This is a genomic window from Micromonospora sp. NPDC048887, assembly GCF_040649715.1.
Taxonomy (GTDB): Bacteria; Actinomycetota; Actinomycetes; order Mycobacteriales; family Micromonosporaceae; genus Micromonospora.
Genome location: NZ_JBEZGA010000002.1, coordinates 382,071 through 406,507, shown reverse-complemented (window position 1 = coordinate 406,507; position 24,437 = coordinate 382,071). Strand labels below are relative to the sequence as shown.

Sequence of the window (24,437 nt, the reverse complement as noted above, 5' to 3'; positions counted from 1 at the left end):
GGGAGGGGCCGGTGTGGCCCCTCCCCGCCGGGTGGGTGGTGCGTCGGCCCTCGGCTCAGCCGAGACCGCCCTTGATGGCGCCGATCAGCTCGCCGTTGCCTGTGTCACCGGAGAGCTCCCAGAAGAACGCGCCACCGAGGCCCTGGCTGTTGGCATAGCTCATCTTCCCGCCGATGGTCGACGGGGTGTCGTAGCTCCACCAGTTGCTGCCGCACTTGGCGTACGCCGTGCCGCCGACGGTGCCGGTGGCCGGGCAGCTGTTCTTGAGCACCTTGTAGTCCTCGATGCCCGCCTCGTAGGTGCCCGGTGCCGCGCCGGTGGCGCTGCCGCCGGGTGCGGCCTGGGTCACGCCGGTCCAGCCGCGTCCGTAGAAGCCGACGCCGAGCAGCAGCTTGCTGGACGGCACGCCCTTGGACTTGAGCTTCTGGATCGCCGCGTCCGACCAGAAGCCCTGCTGCGGGATCCCGGTGTACGAGTAGAGCGGCGAGTGCGGCGCGGTCGGTCCCTGGGCGTTGAAGGCGCCGAAGTAGTCGTACGTCATCGGCATCAGCCAGTTGAGGTTGGTCGCGGCGCCGGCGTAGTCGGTGGCGTCGATCTTGCCGCCGTTGCTGCCGTCGGCGGTGATCGCCGCGGTGACCAGGAAGCTGGAGCCGAACTTGCTCCGCAGCGCCGAGACCACGTTCTTGAACGCGTTCGGGCCGCTGCTGTCGCACTGGAGGCCGCAGGCGTTCGGGTACTCCCAGTCGACGTCGATGCCGTCGAAGACGTCCGCCCAGCGCGGGTCCTTGACCAGCGAGTAGCAGGAGTCGGCGAACGCGGCCGGGTTCTGCGCGGCCTGGGTGAAGCCGCCGGACCAGGTCCAGCCGCCGAAGGACCAGAGCACCTTCAGGTTCGGGTACATCTTCTTCAGCTTGCGCAGCTGGTTGAAGCTGCCGCGCAGCGGCTGGTCCCAGGTGTCGGCGACGCCGTCGACGCTGTCCGCGGCGGTGTACGCCTTCTCGTAGTCGGCGTAGCTGTCACCGATGCTGCACCGGCCGCCGGTGGTGTTGCCGAAGGCGTACAGGATGTGGGTCAGCTTCGCGGCCGAGCCGCTGGTGTGGATGTTCTTGACGTGGTAGTTGCGGGCGTAGACGCCCCACTCGGCGAAGTAGCCGACGATCTTCTTGCCACCGGGCGGCGGCGTGGTGGGCGGCTGCGTCGTCGGCGGGGTGGTCGTCGGCGGCGTGGTGGTGGGCGGCGTCGTGGTCGGCGGGGTCGTGGTCGGTGCGGCGGTCGTCGGCGTGCCGCCGCCGGTGCAGGAGCCACCGTTGACCGTGCAGCTCACCGGCGCCTTGTACGCGCCGGTGCCGTTGTAGCCCCAGCTGAAGCTGGCGCCCGGGGCGAGCGTGGCCGCCCAGCTCTTGTTCACCGCCACGTAGCGGTCGCCGCTACGGGTGATGTCGGCGTCCCAGGAGCTGCTGATCGAGGTGCCGGAGGGCAGCGTGAACTCGATGCGCCAGCCGTTGACCGTGGAGCTGGTGCCGTTTGTGACTGTCACCCGTCCCTCGTGGCCGGTCCCCCAGTCCTGCACCTTGGCGAACGTGGCGGTGACGCTGCCGGCGGCCGACGCGGTGGTCATGGGCACCGCGGCGACCGCGAGCGCGACCACGGCGCCGGTGGCCCACAGGGCCCGGCGGAGCGATCTCTTCATACGGCGTCCCTCCAATAGTTAGGAAACTTTCCAAATTGATTGCTGAGACGCTACTCACACCGTCGCCACTTCGTCAAGATGTCGATGCATCGATTTCCCGGACGGCACGGCACCGCCCACGCGGGGGCCCGTAGCCTCGTGCCATGACCGTTTTCGACGTCCAGATCGACGCCCTCACCGGCGGCCCGGCCGGCCTCGGCAGCTACCGCGGCCGCGCCCTGCTCGTGGTCAACGTGGCCTCCCGCTGCGGCCTCACCCCGCAGTACGCGGGCCTTCAGGAACTCGCCGACACGTACGCCGGACGCGGGCTGACCGTGCTCGGGGTGCCGTGCAACCAGTTCGCCGGCCAGGAGCCGGGCAGCGCCGCCGAGATCGAGGAGTTCTGCCAGGTCAACTACGGCGTGACGTTCCCGCTGACGGAGAAGGTCGACGTCAACGGGCCGGACCGGCACCCGCTCTACGCGGAGCTGGTGTCCACGCCGGACGCCGAGGGGCACACCGGCGACGTGCGCTGGAACTTCGAGAAGTTCCTCGTCGCGCCGGACGGCACGGTGGCCGCCCGGTTCGGCCCGCAGGTCACGCCCGAGGATCCTGAGCTGCGCGCGGCGATCGAGAAGGTCCTGCCGGCCTGAAGAGGCACACCCGCCGCCGGGCACGGCGAAGCGGCACGCCCCCGCGGGGAGGCGTGCCGCTGCCGCGGACCGGGTCAGCCGGCGGCGGACCGGAAGACCGGGTAGTAGCCGCCGGACTGCCCCGCGGCCGTCGGGTGGTACGACTTGCTCAGGCTCAGCACGTTCAGGGCGTGCAGCCACTTGGTCCCGCCGCTGCACAGCTGGTGGCCGACGAAGATGGAGCGGACGTCGGCGAATTTGAAGCCGGCCGAGACGGCGGCCGTACGGGTGATGTCGTCGAGCAGGTTGATGCCCTCGTTGATCTTCGCCCGGGACGTCGCGCTGAGCCCGACGCAGGTGGTGCCGAGCTGGTAGAAGACCGGGTAGCCGACCACCACGACGCGGGCCGAGGGCGAGCGGCTCTTGATGCCGTTGTAGACGTTGGCGAGGCGGCCCGGCATCGAGGTGCGGGCCACGTTCATGGCGGACTGCACGGCCGCCACGCACTGGGTCTCCCCCTGGAGCACGCAGGTGCTCATGATGTTGGCGAAGCCGACGTCGTTGCCGCCCACTGTGACGCTAACCAGCGTGGTGGTGGAGGAGAGCGCGGAGAGCTGGCTGTTGATGACGTCCGCCGTGGTGGCGCCGGAGCAGGCGACCGAACGGTACGACGCGGGCTTGATGTTGGTGTTGTAGAGCGCCGGATAAGCGTTCGTACTGCGCAGGCAGTTACCGCTCTCGGACGTGTAGCTGTCGGCGCCGACGCCGGAGGCGTACGAGTCGCCGAGCGCGACATAGCGGTCGGACGGGGCCGCCTGGGCGGGGGCGGCCAGAGACAGAGTGACCCCGACCGAGGCGGCCAGGGTCAGGGCGAGGGTGGCAAGACGGGATCTCCGCACGTCGCACTCCTGGGGGCGTGAAGTGGTGGTGAGAGATAGATATCAATAAGATCACAGGGCATGGAAGATCACCGATTTGCGGCCCGGCGCGCATAGCGACTTACGCCTACAAATCGTTGCCGGGCTCGCGGAGCGGGATGAAGGATTGTTCCGGCGGGAAGGTCAGCCGCATCGCCGGGTCGGCGGTCTCCCGGAAGCCCAGGGCACAGTAGAGCGGCCGGCCCGCCGCCGAGGCCCGCAGGTCGACCCGGCGTACGCCCCGGCCCCGGAACCACGCCAGCAGGGCGGTCAGGCAGGCACGACTGTGGGCGCGCCGCCGGTACGCCGGGTCGGTGCTGACGTTGAAGACGTACCCGATTAGGCCGCTCGGGTCGTCCGGCCCGCCGAGCCGACGCTCCACAGTGCCCCCCGCGCAGGCCGCCAGCGAGGGACCGTCCGGCGCGTCGACCACGAAGGCGGCGAGCCGGGGATCCGGCTCGGCCAGCCAGGTCCGCAGATTGTCTCGGGCGACGTCCTGCCAGCGGCCCGGCGCCGTCGGCACGCCGCTCATGCCGGCGAGCATCAGCCCGCGCAGCCGCACCAGCTCCTCGGCGTCGGACGGCACCGCCCGGCGCGCGTCACCCACGGGCCGGCTCAGACCGGACGGCGGCCGGCGAACCCGCACTCGACCCGGTGGTACCACCGGATGTCGGTGTCCCCCTCCAGCCAGCACCACAGCACCGCCCGGCCGTCACGCTCACCGGGGAAGTCGAGCAGCACCGGGGCGATCCCCTTGACCGCGATGTCGTGCTGGTGGAACTCGTCCACCACCACGTGCAGCCGCGCTTCCAGCGCCTTCACCTCGGCGAGCCCGCCGTGCGCGCTGACGCCGTGGTCGGCCAGGTCGACCCGCAGCTCGGCCAGGTCGGCCCGCAGCCGGATCAGCTCGTCGACTCGCGGCCGCAGCGTGGCCACCAGGTGTCGCGCCTGGGCGAGAGTGAACACCGGGCCAGTATGCGGCACGACCGGTGTCGTCCGGGTCACCGCTCACCCGCACGTCGACCGTCAGGGCCGGGACGAGACGGTGGGTCCGGAATGGCCGCGGGAGACCAGACGACGCCGGCAGCCTCCCGCACCTCGGCCTGCCAGGCGCGCAGGGCCCGCTTGATGCGGTCGTTCTCGCCCCGGGCGTCGTCGAGCAGCCGGGTCCGCTCCCCCAGTTCGTAGACGAGCCGATGCAGCAGCGCATCGACGTCGTCGGTCCGGTAGCCGCGTCGGCCCAGCGACGTGCGGGGCAGTTCGACGGCGCTGAGCCGGTCCGCGGTGAGCGGGCCGGCCAGCGCGTTGCGGCTGCGGTAGACGCCCATCAGACGCCGAACCCGTCCGGCAGGTGGATCCGCTCGGCCGGCACCCCACCGGCGAGCAGCCGCAGCCGCGACCCGGCCACCATCAACGGTGGCCCGCACAGGTAGACCTCCTGACCGGGCCGCCAGTGGTCCAGCGCGACGGTGAGTGCGTCGCCCTGCTCTCCCGCCTCCGCCACGGGATCGTGCGAGAACGCGGGTACGACGGTCAGCCAGTCGTAGCCGCTCTGGAGCTTGTCCAGGCTGATCGGGTCGTAGAGGTCGGCGAAGGTGCGGGCGCCGACGACCAGGGTGACCCGGCGACCGGCCGGCGCGGCGGCGACCTGCTCGACCAGGGCGCGCAGCGGCGCCAGCCCGGTGCCCCCGGCGACGAGCAGCAGGTCCGCATTCGACGCCGGATCGAGGGTCAGGCCGGTCGACCGGGGCGGGCCGAGCCAGATCCGATCACCGGGGCGTACCCGGTGCACGAGCGTGCGGGAGACGGCGGCGACGGCACGGACGTGGAGTTCGACGGTGCCGTCGGCACGCGGAGCGTTGGCCGGCGAGTACCAACGCCACCGGCCGGGCCGGCGCTCGGTGCAGACGGGCAGCGCCTGACCGGGCCGAAACGCCAGACGGCGCCAGGGGCGCACGGTCACCACGGCGATACCGTCGGCCGCCCGGTCGTGGTCGACGACCTGCGCCGGCCACCAGGGCGGGCCGTCGTCGGCCCGCTCGACCGCACGGCTCACCGCCGCCGTGGCCCGCCGGGCGGCCCCAGTCCAGGCCGCCGCCAGCTCCGGTGTCCACCTCACCTGCCGGGACACCGTGGCGACGAGCGCGGCCTCGACGGTGAGTAGGTGCGGCACCAGCCGGTAGCGGCGGCAGGCGCGGCCGAGCACAGCCAACAGCGCCGCCCGCCCGGCCGGGTCGTCGCCACCGCTGACCAGCCGTCCGAACGCGGTGAGGAACACCGCTGCCTCCCGCTCCGGCAGCGTCCCGGGGCAGCGGTCCTCGACCGCGCACCAGAAGTGGCCGGCTGCCTCGCGGGCGTACCGCATGGTGGCGGACCACGACGCGGCCAGGGCGGCGGTCACGAGCCGGCCTCGTCCGAGAAGGCCCGCCGGGCGGCCGTCACCGAGCCCGCCGGCACGTCGAGCGCCCAGAGCACCCCGGCCAGGTAGTCGACCATCCGGCGGTGCTGCGCCTCGGTCAGGCCCAGGCCCCGCCACGCCCCGGCCGCCGGGCGAGCGATGTCGCCCGCCGGTCCGCCGAGCGCCACCGTGAGAGTGAGCGCCAGGTGTCCGGCGAGCCGGGCCCGATCAACCCCGACGAGATACGGCGCCAGCTCGGCGTCCGCCGCCACCAGCCGCAGCCACCGGGCCACCGCCTCGCGCACCGCCGTCGAGCCGGGCCAGCTCTCCGTCGGGTACGCCCCGAGCCCGGTCACGCCCACGGCCAGGCGCCCGGGTCGCCGGCGGCGACCAGCTCGTCCACGCGCTCCTCGGTGAGCCCGGCCGCCCGTAGCGTGCCGCGGCCCCAGCGGGCCAGCCGGCACGGATGCGGCACCCGCTCACTGCGGCACAGTGGACCCGCCGGCCACCGCTCCGGCACATGCACCGCCACCGCGCGTACGGCCAGCGCCACGTCCTCGTCGCTGACCGGGGTGAGCACCGGGAAGTCGTCCAGCACCGCCGCCATGAGAAGCCCTTCCGTCGAGAGTCGGAGCGGCACCGGGGCGGGCGGGGACGGCGGGCGCGCTCGGGTGACGCCCCACCGGAGCCCAGCACCCGCCCCGGGCCATGCGTCCACCCTCGCCAGCTTGCGGCTCATCGGGTACGACTACGCTCTGCACTTGCGCTGTACCAGCTCTGAAGTCGAGTCGCTAAGCTGCTGGCGGCCGGTCTCGACGCACTCGGAGGCGAGCCGATGACGACCGTGCAGAAGTGGACCGGGCGGGAAACCCGGATGCTGCGGCACGCGCTGCGAATGAGCATCCGCGACTTCGCCGAACACCTCGGTGTCAGCAAGCGCACGGTATCGAAGTGGGAAGCCGGTCGGGAGGCGGTGCAACCTCGACCGGAGATGCAGGCCGCTCTCGACACCGCGCTCGCGCGGGCGGGGAACGAGGTTCATCGGCGATTCCGGTCAGGCTTGGGATTGGCCGATGCCGCCGAGCTGCGGCAAGGTGCTGCCGATGTCCAGGCGGAAGGGAACGGTGGCACCTCAATAGCGGACGTCACGGCGGTTTTCCGCAATCGGGCTGAGCTCTCTGCGCACCTGCCCGCGGATCGCATCCTGGACGGCGCCCGAAAGGTTCGAGCGATGGGACTCTCCCTGAACCTGCTGTGCCAGCACTACCCCGATCACCGCTGGCGTCAGCTCATCGAAGGCGGCGCACAGGTCCGATGCCTGTTCCTGGATCCTGATGGCTCGGCGATCCAAGCCAGGGAACGTGAGGAGAGCTTCCCGGCCGGCCAACTCGCGGCACTGACGAAGCTCAACATCGAGACGATGTTGCGGGTGCGTGACCGCCTGTCGGGCGACCTGTACGGCAGCGTGCAGGTCGCCCTCTACGACGAGACGCTTCGGTTCAACGTGCTCCTCATCGACGACCTCTGCCTTGCCCAGGCGTACCTGCCCGCGAGCCGAGGGGTCGACTCTCCGACCTTCGTGATGCGACGCCGAGAACCCACGACGGGGTTGTATCCGGTGTATGAGCAGATCTTCGACTCTCAGTGGGAGCGGAGCCGCCAACTGTGACCTCGTATCGTGAGCTGCTGCCGGTTGCCCTCGATGCTGTTGGCCGGGCAGCCACCTTCATGCGCCGCCAGGCACCAGTCACCTCTACCAGTAAGGGCGACCGCGATCTCGTCTCGGATGTCGACTACGCGATTGAGCGAGACCTTCGATCGTTCCTGCGCGATGCGACGCCCGGCATCGCCTTCCTCGGGGAGGAGGAGGGAGTCAGCGGCACCGGGGATTTGCAGTGGACGCTTGATCCGGTCGACGGAACGATCAATTTCGTTCGCGGTCTCCCCTTGTGCGGCATCTCCCTCGGCTTACTCCACGGAACACGTCCAGCCCTCGGCGTCGTGGACCTACCCTTCCTCGGTGCTCGATACTGGGCCGCCGAGGGTTGTGGGGCATTCGCGAACGGCAATCCGGTCAAGGTGAGCGACACCACCAGCCTGGGCGAAGCCGTCGTAGGGATCGGCGATTTCGCCGTCGGAGCGGATGCCGCGAACAAGAATCGGATCCGGCTGGCACTGATGGCGCGGCTCGCCGCGACGGTGCAGCGCGTGCGGATGAGTGGATCAGCGGCAGTGGATCTCGTCTGGTTGGCGGAGGGGAAGATCGACGCCGCCATCACCCTCTCCAACCACACCTGGGACATGACAGCCGGGGTGGCCATCGCCCGCGAGGCGGGAGCCGTCGTCGTCGACAGCAGAGGGGCCGAGTACACCGTCGAGTCAACGACCACCCTCGCGATCACCCCTGGGCTGGTCGGTCAGATGTTGCAGCACCTGCGGGAGAACGAGACGGCGTGAGCCGATGACGACTGGCAGAGTCCGAGCATGAGCGGCAAGCAGGCGGCCCTGATCGTCATCGACATGCAGAACGGCTTCATCAACGACCGAAGCCGGCATGTCATCCCGAAGGTCGTGGAGCTCGTCGAACGGTGGGAGGCCACGGGTAGGCCGATCGTCTTCACGCGCTACTACAACTATCCGGACAGCCCATTCGAAAGGCTGATCCACTGGTCGAAGATGCAGCACGCGCCGGAGACAGAGATTGTGCCCGAACTGCGTCGACACGCTGCTCGCGCACGAGCCGTTCTCGACAAGCCCATCTACTCGTACTTCACGAGCGAGGGCGCGGACCTGACTGCTCGGGAGGGCTGGACCGATCTGCTGTTCTGCGGCATGGCCACCGAGAGTTGGGTGCTGAAATCAGCGGTGGACACATTCGAGCGCGATCTGACGCCATGGCTCGTCACGGATGCGTCGGCCAGCCACGGCGGTCCGGCCGCACACGAGGCGGGCATCCTGGTGGCACAGCGTTTCGTCGGTGCCGGCCAGCTCATCAACACGAAGACGGTCAGTGAGCTGTTCGATGGTCGATGATGGCGATGGACCGGTTACACGGACGGGTCCCAGGCCGCGAGCTGGTCGAAGATGCGACGGTCGCCTACGAACTGCAGGGAATCCAGCGGTATGCGGCCGTAGAAGAACAGGACCAGGTCACTGGCCGTGCCCCGGGCGGAGACGTCGGCAGTGTCCGCGGCCTCGCCGGCAGCGGGCGTGAGGTGGGCGACCTGCGCCCCGTCGGCGGACAGCCGGAGGCGCCAGGAGCGGCCCTCGGTGGCGTGGTAGTCGACGACGGCAGGCTGGTGCGGCCAGGCGACAGTTGTCGCGCAGAGGGTGAACTGGCAGTCGTCGAAACCGTCGAGGGCGACCTCCTCCGGCAGCGGCTGCGGGGCGCCCACCGTGAGCTGGACGTCGTAGGTGTGCACCGCGATCTCGGGAACCTGGCGCCGCGCCCAGGCACCGGCGGTCTGTGGTGACGGCGAGTCGTCCCACCACGTCCAACAACCGCGATCGGGACCGGCCGCACGCAGCGTGCTCGTCAGCCGCTCGACGGACTCGGTCCACCAGGCAAGCAGAGCCTCGCGTTCCCGGGGCGCACCCACTCCGTCCTCCCAGGCCGACTTCTCCGGCGGCCCGTCCGCAGGCCCCGCGGCGACGATCGCGGCTGTCTTGCGGCGGCCCGTGCCCACGTGTTGGACGAGATCGAACAGCGTCCGCTCCGGATGGGTCGGAACCTTCATGTCGAGGCTGGGCGCCGCGGCGACAGCGGTGCGGAAGGCGGTCGACCGTTCGTCGATGAGCCGCAGATGATCGGAGAACGTCAACGTCTTGTGCACGTCGGCTTTCTACCAGTGCACCCGGTGACCGGACAGCGGTTTTCGCAGCCGGCTGTCAGGACTGGACGCGCTCCGCCTCCTGCACGAACGTGTCGGTCCGGCGCGCGCCCATCCGGTCCAGTTCGTCCAGCACCGCGCCCACCCCGTCCGCGCCGACCAGCACCGTGACCCGCAATCGGGCGGCGAGGGGCTGGTCCTGCCAGTAGCCGCGCGGCAGCAGGCTCGCCTGCGGCGTGGTCGTCGCCACGGCGGCGTCGCTGACGATCACCGAGATCGCGCCGGCGGCAAGCAGGGCGTCGCGCAGGTCGGCGCTGTTGGCCGCCGGATCCGGTTCCAGCAGCGCGGTGACCACCCGTACCCGCTGGCCTGGTGGCACTGCCGGTTCGCCGGCCGGCGCCGCTCCGGTACGGCGGCGGGGCGCGCCCGGCGCGGTCAGGCTGGTGACCCCGCCTAGGTGGTACGCGTCGGCGCCCTGTTGCGCTTGGTCGAGGCGTTCCTGGTCGGCGAGCGGTACGCGCAGGCCGATGAGCGCCTGCACTCCGGCGGCGATCAGCCAGGTCAGGACGAAGGAGAACGCGACCACGCTCACCACGCCGACGAGTTGGCGCCACAGCAGGCCGCCCCCGCCGCCGAGGAACAGCCCGTCGGCGCCGAGCGGGTTGACCCCGCGGTTGCCGAACAGGCCGAGCAGGAGCGTGCCGAGCATGCCGCCGACGAAGTGCACGGCGAGCACGTCGAGCGCGTCGTCGAGGCGCAGCAGGTACTTCAGCTTCAGCGCGAAGTGGCAGACCAGGCCGGCCAGCGCCCCGATCGCGACGGCCGAGGCCGCGTTGACGTACCCGGCGGTCGGGGTGACCGTCGCGAGGCCCGCCACCGCGCCGGAGACCGCGCCCACGACGGTGCTGTGCCCGTCGGTGACGCGTTCCAGCCCCAGCCAGACGAGCATCGCCGCCGCGGCGGCGAGGTGCGTGTTGAGGACGGCCTGCGCGGCCAGGCCGTTGGCCTGGAGGCCGTCGCCGCCGTTGAAGCCGAACCAGCCGAACCAGAGGATCCCCGCGCCGACGATGGTCAGCGGGATCGAGTTCGGTGGCGCGGCGGTGTGCGGCCAGTCCCGGCGGCGGCCGACGACGAGCAGGACGGCCAGCACGGCGGCGCCGGCGCTGGCGTGCACGACGAGCCCGCCGGCCCAGTCCTGGGTGCCGAACTTCGCCAGCCATCCGCCGGGGTGCCAGAGCCAGTGCGCGATCGGCGCGTAGACCACCACCGACCAGACCGCGAGGAACAGCACCCAGCCGCCGAAGCGCAGCCGGCCCGCTGTGGCGCCGGTGACGAGCGCCGGTGTGATCACCGCGAACATCATCTGGAACAGGACGAACGCCAGCGTGGGGATGGTGATCCGGCCGTCGACCACGTGCAGGTTGGGCGCGGGCGGCACCTTCAGATCGGTGAGCCCGAACAGCTCCAGGTTGCCGAACAGCCCGCTGCCGGCGTCGTCGCCGAAGGCGATGGTGTAGCCGACGAGCACCCACGTCAGGCTGACCACGCCCAACGCGATCATGTTCTGTTGCAGCATCGCCAGCACGTTGCGGGTGCGGACCATACCGCCGTAGAAGGCGGCCAGGCCCGGTGTCATGAACAGGACGAGGCCGGCGCACACAAGCACCCAGGCGGTGTCACCCGCGTTCGGAGCGGACATGGTTTCCCCCCTTGTCTCGCAGGTGGACGGAGTCACGAGCGGTGGCCAGGAAGGTGTCCTTCACCCGCTCGTGGTTGGGCAACGGCGCGAAGTGCCGGTCCGGCAGCAGCAACAGCCAGGTGGCGATGTTGAACGGACCGGTCAGCACCGGAATGCCCAGCGGGGTGAGCATGGTGGTCAGCGCCATCTGTACGAACAGCGTCAGCGCGATGCCGAACAGCGTGTAGACGGTCACCAGCGTGCCGGGGCGGTGCGCGACAGCGCCCACCACGATCGCGGTCAGCACGGCGTTGAAGGCGAACAGGCCCTTGTCCAGCGACGCGCCGTCGGCGCCGAACCAGAGCGCCAGCAGTGTCGCGCCGACGGTGCCGATCACCGCGAACAGCGCCGACCAGCGGGAGTTGATCAGCAGGGCGATGAGGATGAGCAGTCCGGTGACCCAGCTCTCGATCAGGTAGACCTGGGACACGCCCTTGAGGAAGGTCGGGATGAGGCCCCAGCCGAAGGTGCCGCCGGTCAGCGGTCCCTCGCCGGGGAACGTCGGTGTCAGCTTGGTCAGCACCGTGAACTTGTCGAACTGGTACGCGCCCATCAGCAGGAACCAGGTCGTGAGCACGAACGGGAAGGTGTAGGCGGTCAGGTTCCAGCGTTTGAAGACGGCGTTGAGGGCGAGCGTGACCACCACCGTGCCGATCGCGCCGAGCACCAGGTAGAGCCACATCATCGGGCGCTTGTCGAGGAACGTGGGCACCGCCAGGCCGGTCAGCAGCGGGCTGAAGCCGAACAGGCCCTTGCGCCAGCTGGCCGGGTCGACCCGCAGCGCCAGCGCGGTGGCGGTGCCCACGACCAGGGCGAGCACGCCGCCGCCGATCACCCGGGGTGTGCCGGCCTCGAACGCGCCCCAGGCGAGCGCGATCAGGATGAGCAGGCCGCTCAGCGGATTGTTCTGCAGCACCACCTGGGCGGCGCCGCGCAGGCACGCGTCGACGAACCGGACCAGTGGGTTCCGGTCGGCCAGGTGGCGCCAGCCTCGTCCGATGTCGGCCATGTCGGTCTTCTCCTCGCCTCAACGCCAGCTGAAGACCGGCGGGAAGGTGCAGCCGGTCACCTCTTCACGGGCGGCCGTGCAGAACGCGCGTACCGCGGCGCGGACCGGTTCGGTCTCCTGGCCCAGCACCTTGAACACCAGGCCGGCGTCGTTCGGCAGCCGGCTGACAGCGGTGGCCAGCGGCGTCTGCTCGTCCCACACCGGCGTCGCGGTCCGCTCGAAGACCCGGGCCGCCCGGTCCGGGTCGGTGAGCAGCACGGCGTTGCCGAAGACGTGGAAGCGGTCCATCACGCCGATCCGCGTCACCGGGACCCGGCCGGGAGTGATGACGAACTTCTCCACGAACAGCGGGCGTCCGTCGGGCCGCTGCGCCCGCAGCGTGGTGGAGAACAGGTCGTACGCGAAGATCTCGCCGTCGCGGTAGTACTTGCGGCCGGGCTGGAGCACCTCGGCGTACAGCATCGTCGCGGTCTGCGGCAGGCGGACCACGGTGTCGGAGACGAACCGGCTGCGCCGGAACGGGATCACCGGCTCGGGCAGGAACTCCAGGTAGGCGTCGTCGGCCAGGGTGAAGCTCTGGGTCTGGGTGCCGTAGTTGGCGTCCATCTCCTGGATCTTGGTGGCAGCCTGGGTGACCAGGTGCGCCTGCGCGCCGGGCCCGAGGCCGACGTCCATGCGCAGCCGGTCGCCCTGGAGCACGCCGCCGGAGGTGGTGAGGATCATGACGCAGGGCAGGCCCGGCATCTCCTCGTCCCAGTACAGCGCGCGCTGCACCAGCAGCGGGGACTGCCGGAAGACGTCGCGCATGATGGTCCGGTCGCCGCGCCGCTCGAACCCCAGCCGGAGGATGCCCACCTTGCCGTTCGCGGCAGCCGGCAACTGCGCCGGCTGGTCCTGGTACGGCGCGAGTTCCCGGACGGAGTCCAGAGTGGTCATGCCAGGACTTCGGCGTCGAAGAGCGCGTTGCGGCGGACCAGGTCCACCAGGTCGTCGATGCCCTCACCGGTCTTGCAGTTGGTGAACACGAACGGCTTGCCGCCGCGCATCAGCTCGGCGTCGCGGGCCATCACGTCCAGGTCGGCGTCGACGTACGGGGCCAGGTCGGTCTTGTTGATCACGAGGATGTCGGACTTGGAGATACCAGGGCCGTTCTTGCGCGGGATCTTGTCGCCGGCCGCCACGTCGATCACGTAGATGAAGTAGTCGACGAGCGCGGGGCTGAAGGTGAGCGTGAGGTTGTCCCCGCCGCTCTCGATGAGCACGACGTCGCTGTCCGGGAACCGCGCCTCCATGTCCTCCACCGCGGCGAGGTTCATGCTGGGGTCCTCGCGAACAGCGGTGTGCGGGCAGGCGCCGGTCTCCACCCCGACGATGCGTTCCTCCACCAGCACGCCGGTCAGGGCGCGGCGGACGTGCTTGGCGTCCTCGGTGGTGACCACGTCGTTGGTGATGACCAGGATGCGCAGGCCCTGCTCGACCAGGCGGGGCACGACGGCCTCGATGATGGCCGTCTTGCCGCTGCCCACCGGGCCGCCCACGCCGATCCGACTCGCTGATTTCATTGTTGAGAAAGCCCTTCAGGTGATGAGCGTTCAGCTCATGAACATCCGTACGTGTGCGTGCTGGTGCGCGCCGGCCAGCACGTCGAGGTGCGGCGCGAAGCTCTGCATGTCGTCGAGCCCGGCGGTGCGCACCTCCTCGTAGTCCTCGCCGACCCGCTCGTTCACCGCGAAGAGGATCGACTGGGTGTCGAGGTGGTCCACCCGCATCAGCCGGACCGCCGCGCCGAGCACCATGGAGGCCGCGCCGTACTGGTGGGCGGCGAACGCGTCCGCCTCGTCCACGCCGAGTTCGGCGAAGAGCACGCCGAGCGCGACCGGGTAGGTGACCGGGACGCCGGTGCCGCTCTCCGCGACGCGCTTGCGCAGCAGGGACTCCCCCACCACCCGTTCGGCGGCCTCGGCCAGCTTGCGCCCCATGCGGACGGTCATCGTCCGCGTCTCCTCGTTGATCTTGCGCAGGTGTACGGCCTCGTCGGCCGCCCGGATCCGGTCGGGGTCCCCGGCGAGGGCGGCGCGGTGCGCCACGAGCAGCGCCACCCCGTCACCGGTGGCGGCGGCGCGGGTGACAGTACGCACGAACTCCTGCAACGTGGCCCGGTCGTGCACCGCGCCCTGCTCGACCGCCGTCTCCAACCCGTTGGAGAAGGAGAAGGCACCGACCGGGAAGACCGAGTCACCGAACTGGAGCAGCTTCAGGGCCTCGGTCACCGTGGACACCCCGGCCCCTCAGTTCAGATCGGCGGGCAGGTGCGTGTGCGGGGTCGAGTCGGCCCCGCCGAACAGGCGCCGCGACTCGTGCGGGGCCAGGTACGCGATGATCTCGGTGCCGGGGATGAACTCGTGGGTGAGGCCGGTGAACGCGTGCGTGCGCATCACCGAGTCCATGACCTTGCGGTCCACAGTGAGCGGGACGTACATCTTGGTGCCCTTCACCACCGCCGGCCAGTGCTGGTTGCCGATCGCGTGGCCGAGTTCGACGGCCGAGCGGATCACCATGTCCAGGGACTCACCGTGCAGCGTGTCGAGGTGCACGACCATGACCTCGCCGAGCGCGATCCGGGCCACCACCGCCGTCGCCGTGGCGTCGTCCCAGGCCAGCACGTCACCGTCGCGCAGCCGTACACCGCGGGCCAGGGACAGCGCCAGTTCGGTGCCGAGGCTGGTGGTCCGGCGCAGCCGGCTCTTCTGGGCGTCCCACTGGTCGAGGACCAGGTCGTCGACCTTGGCCTCCCGGAGCCGCTCGGTCCAGGCCGGCTCGTTCACGTTGCCGAGTACCGTTTCGACGAGCATGTGTTCTCCTTTCACGCGACCCCGCCACCGGACGGGCCGGCTGCGGGCACCGCGCCGGGTCAGCTGAAGAAGTAGAGCTGGCTGAGGGGGAGGTTCTTGGCCGCCGGCACTGTCGCGTGCACGCCGTCCATCTTCACGGCGAAGGTCTCCGGGTCGACTTCGAGCTTCGGCGTACGGTCGTTGCGCACCATGTCGCGCTTGGTCAGGTTGCGGCAGCCGTATACCGGCATCACCTGCCGTTGCAGGCCGAGCTGCTCGGCCACACCCGACTCGTGCGCGGCGCGGGACACGAAGGTCACGCAGTTCCTGGCGAGCTGGGAGCCGGTGGCGCCGAACATGGGCCGGTAGTAGACCGGCTGCGGGGTGGGCAGCGAGGCGTTCGGGTCGCCCATGATCGACCAGGCGATCATGCCGCCCTTGAGCACCATCTTCGGCTTCGTGCCGAAGAACGCGGGCTCCCAGAGCACCAGGTCGGCGAGCTTGCCCGGGCTGACCGAGCCGATGACGTGCGAGACGCCCTGGGTGATCGCCGGGTTGATGGTCATCTTGGCGACGTAGCGCAGGACCCGGAAGTTGTCGTTGGCGTCGGAGTCCTCGGCCAGCTTGCCGCGGACGTTCTTCATCTGGCCGGCGAGCTGGACGGTCCGCAGCCAGGTCTCCCCAACCCGGCCCATGGCCTGCGAGTCGCTCTGCATCATCGAGATGACGCCCTCGTCGAGGAGCACGTCCTCGGCGGCGATGGTCTCGGTGCGGATCCGGCTCTCCACGAAGGCGACGTCCGAGGGCACCTTCGGGTTGAAGTTGTGACAGACCATGATCATGTCGTACAGCTCGGACTGGCTGTTGATGCCGTACGGCACGGTGGGCGTGGTCGACGCGGGCAGCACGTTCATCTGGCCGGCGACCTTGATGATGTCCGGCGCGTGCCCGCCACCGGCGCCCTCGGTGTGGAAGGTGTGGATGGTCCGGCCCTCGAAGGCGGCGATGCTGTCCTCGATGTAGCCGCTCTCGTTGAGCGTGTCGGTGTGGATGCTGATCTGGACGTCGTACTCGTCGGCCACGGCGAGGCAGGACCGGATCACCGCGGGCGGGGCGCCCCAGTCCTCGTGGATCTTGAAGCTGGGCACCCCGGCCATGATCTGCTCGACGAGCGGCGCCCGGCCACTGCTGTTGCCCTTGCCCAGCAGGCCGATGTTGATCGGCAGGTCCTCGAAGGACCGCATCATGTTCTGGATGTTCCACGGGCCGGGCGTGATGGTGACGCCGTTCGTGCTGTCGGTGGGCCCGGTACCGCCGCCCCAGAGGGTGGTAACGCCGTTGCTGAGCGCGGCCCACACCTGCTGCGGGGTGACCAGGTGGACGTGCGCGTCGATGCCGCCGGCGGTCAGGATCAGGTGCTCACCGGAGATCGCGTCGGTGCCCGGACCGGTCACCAGGCCCGGTGTCACCCCGTCCATGATGTTGGGGTTGCCGGCCTTGCCGATCCCGGCGATCTTGCCGTCCTTGATCCCCACGTCCGCCTTGACCACACCGAGCAGCGCGTCGACGATCGTCACATTGGTGATCACCAGGTCCACCACGCCCTCGGCGCTGGTGGCCTGGCTGGCACTGCCCATGCCGTCGCGCAGGGTCTTGCCACCGCCGTACATGACCTCGTCACCGAGGACCCGCAGGTCCTTCTCGATCTCGATGTAGAGGTCGGTGTCACCCAGCCGGATCTGGTCGCCCGTGGTCGGGCCGTACATTCCGGCATATTCCTGCCGTGAGATCTGACTCATGCGTTCTCGCTCCAGCTCTGGCGCGTCGAAGGAAGGCCGGGCTACTTCTTGCCCTTGCCGCTCTTGTCCTGGTCCTTGCCCTTGGCCTGGTCCTTGCCCTGGTCCTTGGCCTGGCCCTGCTGCTGCGTCGTCGTCTTGAAGCCGCGCGTCTGGGCCTGGTGGAGCGCCTCGGCCCGGTCCGGCCGGTACCCGGGGATCGGCCCGTCGCCGGTCCAGCCCTGGACCAGGCCGTTGAAGCCGTAGACCCGCTGGGAACCGCCGTACGGGATCAACTGGACGGTCTTGCGGTCGCCGGGCTCGAACCGGATCGAGGTGGTGGCCGGGATGTTCAGCCGCTTGCCGAACGCCGCCGGGCGGTCGAACTCCAGGAAGCGGTTGGCCTCGAAGAAGTGGAAGTGGGAGCCGACCTGGATGGGCCGGTCACCGGTGTTCCGCACGACCACCTCGGTCACCGGCCGCCCGGCGTTGAGTTCCAGAGGTTGGTCGCTGAGCTTGTAGCCGCCGATGGGCCGAAGGTGCTTGGAGTTCGGTCCCGGGTGTTGCTTCGCCATGTCGCCCCCGCTCTGCCGGAGACCGCGGCCTCCGGTCGCTGCTCTACTGGATGGGTGAGTGGACGGTGATCAGCCGCGACCCGTCGGTGAAGACCGCTTCGACCTGGAGCATCGGGATCATGTCCGCCACGCCGGGGATCACGTCGTCGGCGGTGAGCACATGGCTCGCGTCGTTCATGACCTCCTCGACGGTCTTGCCCTCGCGCGCGCCCTCCAGCGCCGCGGCGCAGATCACCGCCACGGCCTCGGGGTGGTTGAGCTTGACCCCGCGCGCCTTGCGGGCGTTTGCGACCATCGCCAACGAGTGGATCGTCAGCTTGTCGAATTCCTTCGGCGTGAGATGCACTTCGTGACCCCTTCGTCCGCACCTTCTGTACGGTTTCAGCTATCCCGTCACGGTAAGAGAGCTTTGGCCGGTTCGAAGCCCGTTCAGGGAGATTTCAGGGGTTGGTGTGCGCCCGCTCGCGCCGGTCGTAGTCGGCGACCCACATCTGCTGGATCTGCTCCAGCGTCCGGCCCCTGGTCTCCGGCAGGTAGCGCCGCACGAACAGGAAACCGAGCACGCACAGCCCGGCGAAGAGCGCGAACACGCCCGACCGGCCGAGCGCGTCCAGCAGGCTCAGGAAGAACTGCGTGATCAGGTACTCGGTGCCCCAGTGGGTGGCGGTGGCGATCGCCACGCACCGGCCGGGCCGATCGACACGGCGTAGAACGCGACGAAGAAGATCACGCCGACCAGCAGGAACAGGCCCGCGGTGGTGACCCGGCCCTCGCCGCGCCCGGCACCGGCACCGGCACCGGCACCCAGGAAGCTGACGCTGACCACGGCGAGCGAGACCGCCATCCCGGCCAGGCCGACCAGCAGCAGCGGCCGGCGGCCGACGCGGTCGAGCAGGCCGACCGCGACCAGCGCGAACGCGGCGTCCACCGCGCCGACCGCCCAGGTGGTCGCGGAGAGCTGCGCCTGCGGGGTACGGAACCCCGCCGCCGCGAAGATCGAGTCGGCGTAGTAGATGATGCCGTTGATCCCGGTCGCCTGCTGGAACAGCGCCAGCCCCACACCCAGCGCCAGCGGACGCCGCCACTGCGGGGACAGCAGTTCCCGCCAGCTCGCCGTGCGGCCGTGCAGGCTCTTCTCGATCTCGCCGAGGCGCTGCTCCACCCGCTGCTCGGGGACGGTGCGGCACAACGACTCGCGGGCGCGACGGCGGTCGCCCCGCTTGAGGTACCAGACCGCCGAGTCCGGCACCACCACAGTCACCAGGATCAGCGCCACGCCCAGCACGACCGCCGCGCCGAGCAGGTACCGCCACGAGTCGCCGCCGGTGAAGAGCTCGTCCGCCAGGTAGCCGATGAAGATCGCGAAGGTGATGGAGAACTGGTAGACCCCGAGCAGGCCACCGCGGACCCGTTCCGGCGCCGCCTCGGCCGCGAACATCGGCCCGGCGACCGAGGCCACGCCGATGCCCACCCCGAGGAGCACCCGCGCGCCGAGCAGCGCGCCGATGGTCGGCGCCGCCGCCTGCACGATCGCGGCGACGACGTACGCGCCGCCGGCGACCCACAGCGCGCCCCGCCGGCCGGCCCGGTCGGCGAGGTGACCACCGGCGAGCGCGCCGGCCAGCGCGCCCACAGTCACCCAGCTCGCCGCCTCCTCCACCTCGAAGGTGCCCACGTCGAACGTGCGGCGGATGTCGTGCAGCGCGCCGCTGATGACGCCTTGGTCGTAGCCGAAGAAGGCGCCGGAGAGGACGACGATCGACAGGATCGCCACGAGGTTGCGACGGGACGGCCGGCCGGCCGCGCGTCCGCTCGCCGCCATCTCACCCCGTCCGCCGGCGACCGCCAACGAAACGGCCGAAGACCCACATATGCGACATATAGTAGGTTCGCCGCTGCGGTCCGACAGTGAAACGGCCGGACGCCGCCGGGGTGGCTCCTGCACACGGACGGGGGAAGGGTGAACCGGTCGGCGCCGTACGGCTCCGCGGACTCCTACCGCGAGTTCCGCCACCCGATCGCCGCGCTGGTGCTCGCCGTCGTCACCGCCGGCGCGCTGGACGCCTTCGCGTTCCTGCGGTACGGCGCGTTCGTCGCCAACCAGTCCGGCAACGCCATCTTCTTCGGCATGGGACCGGCCGGCGCGCATCCCACCTGGCCGGTCTCGGCCGCGTCCATCGTCGCGTTCGCCACCACCGCCGGGCTGGTCAACCTGCTGCGCCGCCGCACGCGGCCGACCGCGGCCCCACTCGTCGACATCGCGGTCACCGAAGCCGCAATGGCCGTCTGGACGGTGCTCAACCTGGCCCTCGCGTACGGCCGGCACGGGACGGCCGCACGGGTGCTGCTCGCCGCCGCCGGAGCGGTCGCCATGGGCAGCCTGACCACGGTGGCGACGCGTACCGCGGGCATCGCGACGCCGATCACCTACCAGTCGGACACCACGACGAAGACCGGTGAGCGGGCCGCCCGCTGGCTGTTCGGCCCCACCGCCGGCCGGGGACGGGCCCGGCGCGGCACCCTGCTCGGGCTGCTCGCCCTGGTCAGCTACAGCGCCGGCGGCGCGATCGGCACGCTGGCCCAGCACCGGCCCCGCTGGGTGCCGCTGTGGGGGCTGATCGCCCTGGCCGTGCTGATCCCGCTGCTCCGCCGGCACCCGCGGCCGGCGTCGCCGCCCGGCTGAGCGTCAGTCGGCCTGGGCGGCGATCTCCCGGGCCCGGTCCCGGGCCGCCTCCAGCGCCGCCAGCATCGCCGCGCGTACGCCGTGGTTCTCCAGCTCACGGATCGCGGAGATGGTGGTGCCGGCGGGCGAGGTGACCGCCTCACGCAGCTTCACCGGGTGCTCGCCGGAGTCGCGCAGCATCACCGCCGAGCCGATGGCGGTCTGCACGATCAACTCGTGCGCCACCTGGCGCGGCAGGCCGAGCAGGATGCCGGCGTCGATCATGGCCTCGACCAGCAGGTAGAAGTAGGCCGGGCCGGAGCCGGAGAGCGCGGTCACCGCGTCCTGCTGCGACTCGGGCACCCGTACCGTCGCCCCGAGCGGGGAGAACATCCCCTCCGCCAGCGCCAGGTGCTCGCCGCTGGCGTACGCGCCCGCCGAGATCGCGCTGATCGCCTGGTCGACGAGCGCCGGGGTGTTGGTCATGACCCGGACCACCGGGGTGCCCTCGGGCAGCCGGCGGTTGAAGAAGGCGGTCGGCAGGCCGGCGCAGAGCGAGATGACCAGCTTGTCGGCCGGCACCTTCGGGCCGATCTCGTCCAGCAGCGCGGCGGCGTCCTGCGGCTTGACCGACACCGCCAGCACCTCGGCCTCGGCCACCGCGGTCAGGTTGTCCACCACCCGTACGCCGTAGCGCTCGGTCAGTTCCCGCGCCCGGGCCGGCCGCCGCGCGGTGGCGAGCAGCCGCTCCACCGGCCAGCCGGAGCGCAGCAACCCGGAGAGCATCAGCTCGCCGATCTTGCCCGCGCCGATCACCGCGACCGTATGCACCTGACCTGCCATCAGCCGTACCCCTTCCCGGGTCACGTGGGCGCGGCGTGGCGGGCCGGTCGACGGCCCGCCACGCCGCGCGCCGTCGATCAGCTACCGAAGAAGACCTCGGCCTCGGCGTACCGCTCCAGCGGCACGGTCTTCAGCTCGCGGGTGGCGTCGGCCAGCGGGACGCGGACGATGTCCGTGCTCTGCATCGCGACCATCTTGCCCCAGTCGCCCTCGTGCGCCGCGTCGATGGCCTGGAGGCCGAGCCGGGTCGCGAGCACCCGGTCGAACGCGGTCGGGGTGCCACCGCGCTGGATGTGGCCGAGCACCACGGTGCGGGCCTCCTTGCCGGTCTTGGCCTCCAGCTGCTCGGCGAGCCACTGGCCGATGCCGCCGAGACGGACGTGGCCGAACGCGTCCAGCTCCTGGTTGTGCAGCACCATCTGGCCGTCCAGCGGCTGGGCGCCCTCGGCGACCACGACGATCGGGGCGTACTGGTGCTGGAAACGCTTCTCGACGTAGCCGGCCACCTGCTCGACGTCGAACTGCCGCTCCGGCAGCAGGATCACGTTGGCGCCACCGGCGAGGCCGGCGTGCAGGGCGATCCAGCCGGCGTGCCGGCCCATGACCTCGACCACGAGCGTGCGGTGGTGGCTCTCCGCCGTGGTGTGCAGCCGGTCGATCGCCTCCATGGCGATGTTGACGGCGGTGTCGAAGCCGAACGTGTAGTCGGTCGCACCCAGGTCGTTGTCGATCGTCTTCGGCACGCCGATGACGTGGACGCCCAGCTCGTGCAGCTTGGTGGCGACGCCGAGGGTGTCCTCGCCGCCGATCGCGATCAGCGCGTCCACGCCCTGCGCGGCCAGGTTCTCCTTGATCCGCTCCACGCCGTTCTCAATCTTGAACGGGTTGGTGCGGGACGAGCCGAGGATGGTGCCGCCGCGGGGCAGGATGCCGCGCACCTCGGGGATGCCGAGCGGCTTGGTCAGGCCTTCGAGCGGGCCCTTCCAGCCGTCCCGGAAGCCCACGAACTCGTGACCATAGGTGGCGACGCCCTTGCGGACCACCGCCCGAATCACCGCGTTGAGACCTGGGCAGTCGCCGCCGCCGGTGAGCACGCCGATACGCATGATCTGCTCATCCTCCTGGAGCATCAGGTGAAGCCCGGATAAGCCCCAGGATATGTGTCAGATCAGACCATCGGCGCCGTTGCCGGCCCGGGGCGGGCCGTCACTGCGCACTGTAGTCGGCACAGGTGTACGCCGACACCGCACCCCGGGCCGTTCCGGACGGCGGACGGGCTACCCGTCAGTAGCTGACCTCGTGGTTCTCCCCCGACTTCGGCGGCTTGCCGGTCACCGCCGCCTTGGCGAAGCCGAGCAGATTCACCACGGCGCTGCCGGGCGAGTCCCAGTACTCCGCCGACCCGGCGTGCACCTTGATCAACGTGATCCCGGGCGTGTCCAGCCCGTCCGGGAACCACGCCTTCAGCAGCGGGTTCCACAGCTTCTTCGCCCGCTCGGCGTCCCACTCCTCCGTGGCGGTGCCGGCCACGGAGACCCAGGCATGGTGCCGCTGGTCGGAGAAACCGACGTTCACCTGCGGGTTCACCCGGATCTGCCGCACCTTCGCCGAGTCGGCGTACGCGAAGAACCACAGGTCGCCGTCGAACTCCGCCTCCTGCAACCCCATCGGGCGGCTGACCAGACGCCCGTCCACGCCGGTGGTGGTGAGCAGGCAGATCCGGGCGTCCCGGATCAGCTCGGTGACCCGGCGACGGGCGTCCGCGGCGTTTGTCGGCTCCTTGCTCATGGGGCACTCCTGTCCTCGGATCGGCGTAGCTGCCGCTCCGGTGCCCTGGGCGGAACCGGTCAAACCTCCCGCGCGGTCATCGCCCGCCACCGCGCCAGGTTGTGCCGCGCGTCGACGAGCGCGTCGTGCCGGTCGGCCTCGGCGTCCGGCAGCCGGGGACGTCCCCGGTCGTCCCAGAGCTGACGCAGCTCCTTGGTGAAGCGGGGGATCTCCCGGGGCAGCGCCGGCATCGCGCCCCAGAGCTGGGCCAGCACGACGTGGTCGTACGCGGCGTACCAGGCCCACAGCTCCAGCTGCTCACCCGGCCGGTCCCGCACCGGCGCCAGCAGGAACTCGTGCAGGTCGTCACGGATGCGCTCGCGGGAGCGCCAGGCCCGGTCGGCCGGCGAGGGGAGCTTGTCCAGCACGTTGCGCCGCACCCAGGGCACCGCCCGGGAGTCGTCGAACTCGGTGGAGACCGCGTAGAACTCGCGGCCGTACTCGTCGACGACGCCGATCGACACCAGGTCGACGATGCGGCCGTCCTCGATGAATTCGCAGTCGTAGAAATAGCGGTAGACCATCGCACCCATCCTCGCCCATCGGTCGCGCGGACCGGTCGCCGGGGCGTCCGCCGAGGTCGGCGGCGTGCCGGCGGCGACCGGGCATGGTCACGGAAGTGTTTCCGGGGGTGTACAGCACGCGACGGGAGCGTCATGATCTGATGTGTACCGCCGTCGGGCGCCGAACCGGTTGAGCTGCTTCGTACCGGGACTGAGAGCTTCACCCGGTGTGCGAGTCGTGACTTCTGACCGGGGAGGGGTTGAGCCGTGGAGTCTCGCCTGCCGGAGCCGGGTGACGCGCTCACGGGTGTGGAGATGTTCGCCGGGCTTGAGCCGGAGGTGCGGCAGCGTGTCATCGCTGCGGCCGTACCGCGCACCTACCGCAAGGGCCAACTGCTCTTCGTCGAGAACGACCCCGGCGAGTCGTTGATCGTGCTGCGCCGCGGCGCGGTGGCGGTGTTCCGCACCGCCCCCACCGGTGAGCGCGCGGTGCTGTCGGTGATCCGACCGCCGGACGTGCTCGGCGAGGTGTCCCTGTTGGACGCCTCCACCCGCTCGGCGTCGGCCGAGGCGATCGAGGACTGTGCCGCGCTGGCGCTGTCCCGGCCCGCGTTCATGGAGCTCGTGCACTCCAACCCGCGCATCCTGGACGCGGTGATGCGCTCGCTGGGCCAGTTGATCCGCCGGCTCACCGAGCAGAACGCCGACCACGTCTTCCTCGACCTGCCCGGCCGGGTCGCGAAGACGCTGGTCCGGCTGGCCGGTGAGAGCCAGGCCCCGATGATCACGATCGAGCTGAACCAGAGCCAGCTCGCCGAGATGGCCGGCGGTTCCCGGCAGAGCGTCAACCAGGCCATCGGCTCGTTCGCCAGCCGGGGCTGGCTGCGTACCGAGGGACGCCGCATCGTGGTCACCGACGTGGCCGCGCTGCGCCGCCGGGCCGGCATGAACGACCGCTGACACGACGACGGCGGGGGCCGGCGGTCGTCCCGCCGGCCCCCGCCGCGTTCGTCGTACGCCCCGGTCAGTCGTCGTCGGTGTCGGCCGGGGGCGCGGTGGGCCCGGGGCCGATCTTCGACGGGTCGGTCTTCTTCGGCGGCGTGGTCGTGGTGGTCGTGGTCTCGGTCGATCCGCTACCGGCGGGCTGCTCCACCATGCCTTTTTCCTCCAGTTCGGCGAGCGTGACGGCGTCCACGTCGACAGTGTCGCCCACGGCCCACACCGTCCC

Annotated in this window: 28 protein-coding genes and 2 pseudogenes; 6 read left to right on the top strand and 24 right to left on the bottom strand. The window is 70.7% G+C overall.

Annotated features, from left to right (window positions below; translation table 11 throughout):
- Nucleotides 1-55 precede the first annotated feature (55 nt).
- Nucleotides 56-1,690, bottom strand: a complete 1,635-nt coding sequence (locus tag AB0C17_RS05090) for a glycosyl hydrolase family 18 protein (protein WP_357476706.1) — start codon at nt 1,688-1,690, stop codon at nt 56-58.
- A gap of 143 nt (nt 1,691-1,833) precedes the next feature.
- On the opposite strand from AB0C17_RS05090, the gene AB0C17_RS05085 reads away from it, so the two are divergent.
- A complete protein-coding gene (locus tag AB0C17_RS05085) occupies nt 1,834-2,322 on the top strand; it encodes a glutathione peroxidase (protein ID WP_357476704.1) in 489 nt (162 codons plus the stop codon).
- 74 nt (nt 2,323-2,396) lie between these two features.
- Here AB0C17_RS05085 and AB0C17_RS05080 read toward each other — a convergent pair whose 3' ends face one another.
- From AB0C17_RS05080 to AB0C17_RS05050, 7 genes are all read right to left on the bottom strand, one after another.
- Nucleotides 2,397-3,200, bottom strand: a complete 804-nt coding sequence (locus tag AB0C17_RS05080) for an SGNH/GDSL hydrolase family protein (protein ID WP_262013278.1) — start codon at nt 3,198-3,200, stop codon at nt 2,397-2,399.
- A gap of 106 nt (nt 3,201-3,306) precedes the next feature.
- Entirely contained in the window at nt 3,307-3,825 is a 519-nt protein-coding gene (locus tag AB0C17_RS05075) for a GNAT family N-acetyltransferase (RefSeq protein ID WP_357476701.1), read from the bottom strand.
- Nucleotides 3,826-3,833: 8 nt separating this feature from the next.
- Nucleotides 3,834-4,184 (bottom strand): DUF2203 domain-containing protein, encoded by a 351-nt coding sequence (locus AB0C17_RS05070; protein WP_357476698.1) that lies wholly within the window; start codon nt 4,182-4,184, stop codon nt 3,834-3,836.
- Nucleotides 4,185-4,219: 35 nt separating this feature from the next.
- Complete coding sequence (locus AB0C17_RS05065) at nt 4,220-4,546, bottom strand: DivIVA domain-containing protein (RefSeq protein ID WP_357476694.1); 327 nt, start codon at nt 4,544-4,546, stop codon at nt 4,220-4,222.
- Nucleotides 4,546-5,619 (bottom strand): FAD-binding oxidoreductase, encoded by a 1,074-nt coding sequence (locus AB0C17_RS05060; RefSeq protein ID WP_357476691.1) that lies wholly within the window; start codon nt 5,617-5,619, stop codon nt 4,546-4,548. The genes AB0C17_RS05065 and AB0C17_RS05060 overlap by 1 nt, the downstream gene beginning before the upstream one ends.
- A complete protein-coding gene (locus AB0C17_RS05055; RefSeq protein ID WP_357476688.1) occupies nt 5,616-5,978 on the bottom strand; it encodes a hypothetical protein in 363 nt (120 codons plus the stop codon). The genes AB0C17_RS05060 and AB0C17_RS05055 overlap by 4 nt, the downstream gene beginning before the upstream one ends.
- Nucleotides 5,969-6,223 (bottom strand): hypothetical protein, encoded by a 255-nt coding sequence (locus AB0C17_RS05050; RefSeq protein WP_357476685.1) that lies wholly within the window; start codon nt 6,221-6,223, stop codon nt 5,969-5,971. Before AB0C17_RS05050 ends, AB0C17_RS05055 begins: the two co-directional genes overlap by 10 nt.
- Nucleotides 6,224-6,451: 228 nt before the next feature.
- Between AB0C17_RS05050 and AB0C17_RS05045 the strand changes: the two genes are divergently transcribed.
- Genes AB0C17_RS05045 through AB0C17_RS05035 form a run of 3 tightly spaced genes read left to right on the top strand, consistent with a single transcriptional unit; the run spans nt 6,452 to nt 8,649 of the window.
- Nucleotides 6,452-7,285, top strand: a complete 834-nt coding sequence (locus AB0C17_RS05045) for a DUF5919 domain-containing protein (RefSeq protein WP_357476682.1) — start codon at nt 6,452-6,454, stop codon at nt 7,283-7,285.
- On the top strand, nt 7,282-8,073 hold the full coding sequence (locus tag AB0C17_RS05040) for an inositol monophosphatase family protein (protein ID WP_357476679.1): 792 nt from the start codon (nt 7,282-7,284) through the stop codon (nt 8,071-8,073). Before AB0C17_RS05045 ends, AB0C17_RS05040 begins: the two co-directional genes overlap by 4 nt.
- Before the next feature lie 27 nt (nt 8,074-8,100).
- On the top strand, nt 8,101-8,649 hold the full coding sequence (locus AB0C17_RS05035; protein ID WP_357476676.1) for a cysteine hydrolase: 549 nt from the start codon (nt 8,101-8,103) through the stop codon (nt 8,647-8,649).
- A 14-nt stretch (nt 8,650-8,663) separates the two neighbouring features.
- On the opposite strand, the gene AB0C17_RS05030 is transcribed toward AB0C17_RS05035, so the two are convergent.
- The 11 genes and pseudogenes from AB0C17_RS05030 to AB0C17_RS04980 form a co-directional block, all read right to left on the bottom strand.
- On the bottom strand, nt 8,664-9,449 hold the full coding sequence (locus AB0C17_RS05030) for a maleylpyruvate isomerase family mycothiol-dependent enzyme (RefSeq protein WP_357476673.1): 786 nt from the start codon (nt 9,447-9,449) through the stop codon (nt 8,664-8,666).
- Nucleotides 9,450-9,504: 55 nt separating this feature from the next.
- Nucleotides 9,505-11,145, bottom strand: a complete 1,641-nt coding sequence (locus AB0C17_RS05025) for an ammonium transporter (RefSeq protein ID WP_357476670.1) — start codon at nt 11,143-11,145, stop codon at nt 9,505-9,507.
- On the bottom strand, nt 11,123-12,193 hold the full coding sequence (gene yut, locus AB0C17_RS05020) for an urea transporter (RefSeq protein WP_357476667.1): 1,071 nt from the start codon (nt 12,191-12,193) through the stop codon (nt 11,123-11,125). Before yut ends, AB0C17_RS05025 begins: the two co-directional genes overlap by 23 nt.
- Nucleotides 12,194-12,211: 18 nt before the next feature.
- Nucleotides 12,212-13,129 carry an urease accessory protein UreD gene (locus tag AB0C17_RS05015; protein WP_357476664.1) on the bottom strand — a complete coding sequence of 306 codons (918 nt, stop codon included), beginning with the start codon at nt 13,127-13,129 and terminating at the stop codon, nt 12,212-12,214.
- Nucleotides 13,126-13,755 (bottom strand): urease accessory protein UreG, encoded by a 630-nt coding sequence (ureG, locus tag AB0C17_RS05010; RefSeq protein WP_013287653.1) that lies wholly within the window; start codon nt 13,753-13,755, stop codon nt 13,126-13,128. The genes AB0C17_RS05015 and ureG overlap by 4 nt, the downstream gene beginning before the upstream one ends.
- A 30-nt stretch (nt 13,756-13,785) precedes the next feature.
- Nucleotides 13,786-14,463 (bottom strand): urease accessory protein UreF, encoded by a 678-nt coding sequence (locus tag AB0C17_RS05005; RefSeq protein ID WP_357469625.1) that lies wholly within the window; start codon nt 14,461-14,463, stop codon nt 13,786-13,788.
- A gap of 18 nt (nt 14,464-14,481) precedes the next feature.
- The gene (ureE, locus tag AB0C17_RS05000) at nt 14,482-15,045 is read right to left on the bottom strand and encodes an urease accessory protein UreE (protein WP_013475749.1); all 564 of its coding nucleotides are present in this window, start codon (nt 15,043-15,045) and stop codon (nt 14,482-14,484) included.
- Nucleotides 15,046-15,104: 59 nt separating this feature from the next.
- Complete coding sequence (locus tag AB0C17_RS04995) at nt 15,105-16,823, bottom strand: urease subunit alpha (protein ID WP_357469628.1); 1,719 nt, start codon at nt 16,821-16,823, stop codon at nt 15,105-15,107.
- A 215-nt stretch (nt 16,824-17,038) separates the two neighbouring features.
- Nucleotides 17,039-17,374: pseudogene (locus tag AB0C17_RS04990) on the bottom strand (urease subunit beta); the annotation flags it as partial.
- 43 nt (nt 17,375-17,417) lie between these two features.
- A complete protein-coding gene (locus tag AB0C17_RS04985) occupies nt 17,418-17,720 on the bottom strand; it encodes an urease subunit gamma (protein ID WP_013287657.1) in 303 nt (100 codons plus the stop codon).
- A gap of 94 nt (nt 17,721-17,814) precedes the next feature.
- Nucleotides 17,815-19,196, bottom strand: a pseudogene (locus AB0C17_RS04980) (sugar porter family MFS transporter).
- Nucleotides 19,197-19,334: 138 nt separating this feature from the next.
- Here AB0C17_RS04980 and AB0C17_RS04975 point away from each other — a divergent pair.
- Nucleotides 19,335-20,057, top strand: coding sequence for a YoaK family protein (locus AB0C17_RS04975; RefSeq protein WP_357469633.1), 723 nt, complete (start codon nt 19,335-19,337; stop codon nt 20,055-20,057).
- Between the two features lie 3 nt (nt 20,058-20,060).
- Here the strand turns inward: AB0C17_RS04975 and proC are convergent, their stop codons facing one another.
- The 4 genes from proC to AB0C17_RS04955 all read right to left on the bottom strand — a co-directional run bounded on the left by proC (nt 20,061) and on the right by AB0C17_RS04955 (nt 23,230).
- Entirely contained in the window at nt 20,061-20,879 is an 819-nt protein-coding gene (gene proC / locus AB0C17_RS04970) for a pyrroline-5-carboxylate reductase (RefSeq protein ID WP_357380678.1), read from the bottom strand.
- A gap of 77 nt (nt 20,880-20,956) precedes the next feature.
- Nucleotides 20,957-21,985, bottom strand: a complete 1,029-nt coding sequence (locus AB0C17_RS04965; protein ID WP_030500172.1) for a 6-phosphofructokinase — start codon at nt 21,983-21,985, stop codon at nt 20,957-20,959.
- A gap of 178 nt (nt 21,986-22,163) precedes the next feature.
- Nucleotides 22,164-22,667 (bottom strand): pyridoxamine 5'-phosphate oxidase family protein, encoded by a 504-nt coding sequence (locus AB0C17_RS04960; RefSeq protein WP_357380676.1) that lies wholly within the window; start codon nt 22,665-22,667, stop codon nt 22,164-22,166.
- Nucleotides 22,668-22,726: 59 nt separating this feature from the next.
- On the bottom strand, nt 22,727-23,230 hold the full coding sequence (locus AB0C17_RS04955) for a polyadenylate-specific 3'-exoribonuclease AS (RefSeq protein WP_357380674.1): 504 nt from the start codon (nt 23,228-23,230) through the stop codon (nt 22,727-22,729).
- Between the two features lie 246 nt (nt 23,231-23,476).
- On the opposite strand from AB0C17_RS04955, the gene AB0C17_RS04950 reads away from it, so the two are divergent.
- Nucleotides 23,477-24,169, top strand: coding sequence for a Crp/Fnr family transcriptional regulator (locus AB0C17_RS04950; protein WP_013287664.1), 693 nt, complete (start codon nt 23,477-23,479; stop codon nt 24,167-24,169).
- Nucleotides 24,170-24,233: 64 nt separating this feature from the next.
- Here AB0C17_RS04950 and AB0C17_RS04945 read toward each other — a convergent pair whose 3' ends face one another.
- The gene (locus tag AB0C17_RS04945) at nt 24,234-24,422 is read right to left on the bottom strand and encodes a hypothetical protein (RefSeq protein ID WP_357380671.1); all 189 of its coding nucleotides are present in this window, start codon (nt 24,420-24,422) and stop codon (nt 24,234-24,236) included.
- Nucleotides 24,423-24,437 lie beyond the last annotated feature (15 nt).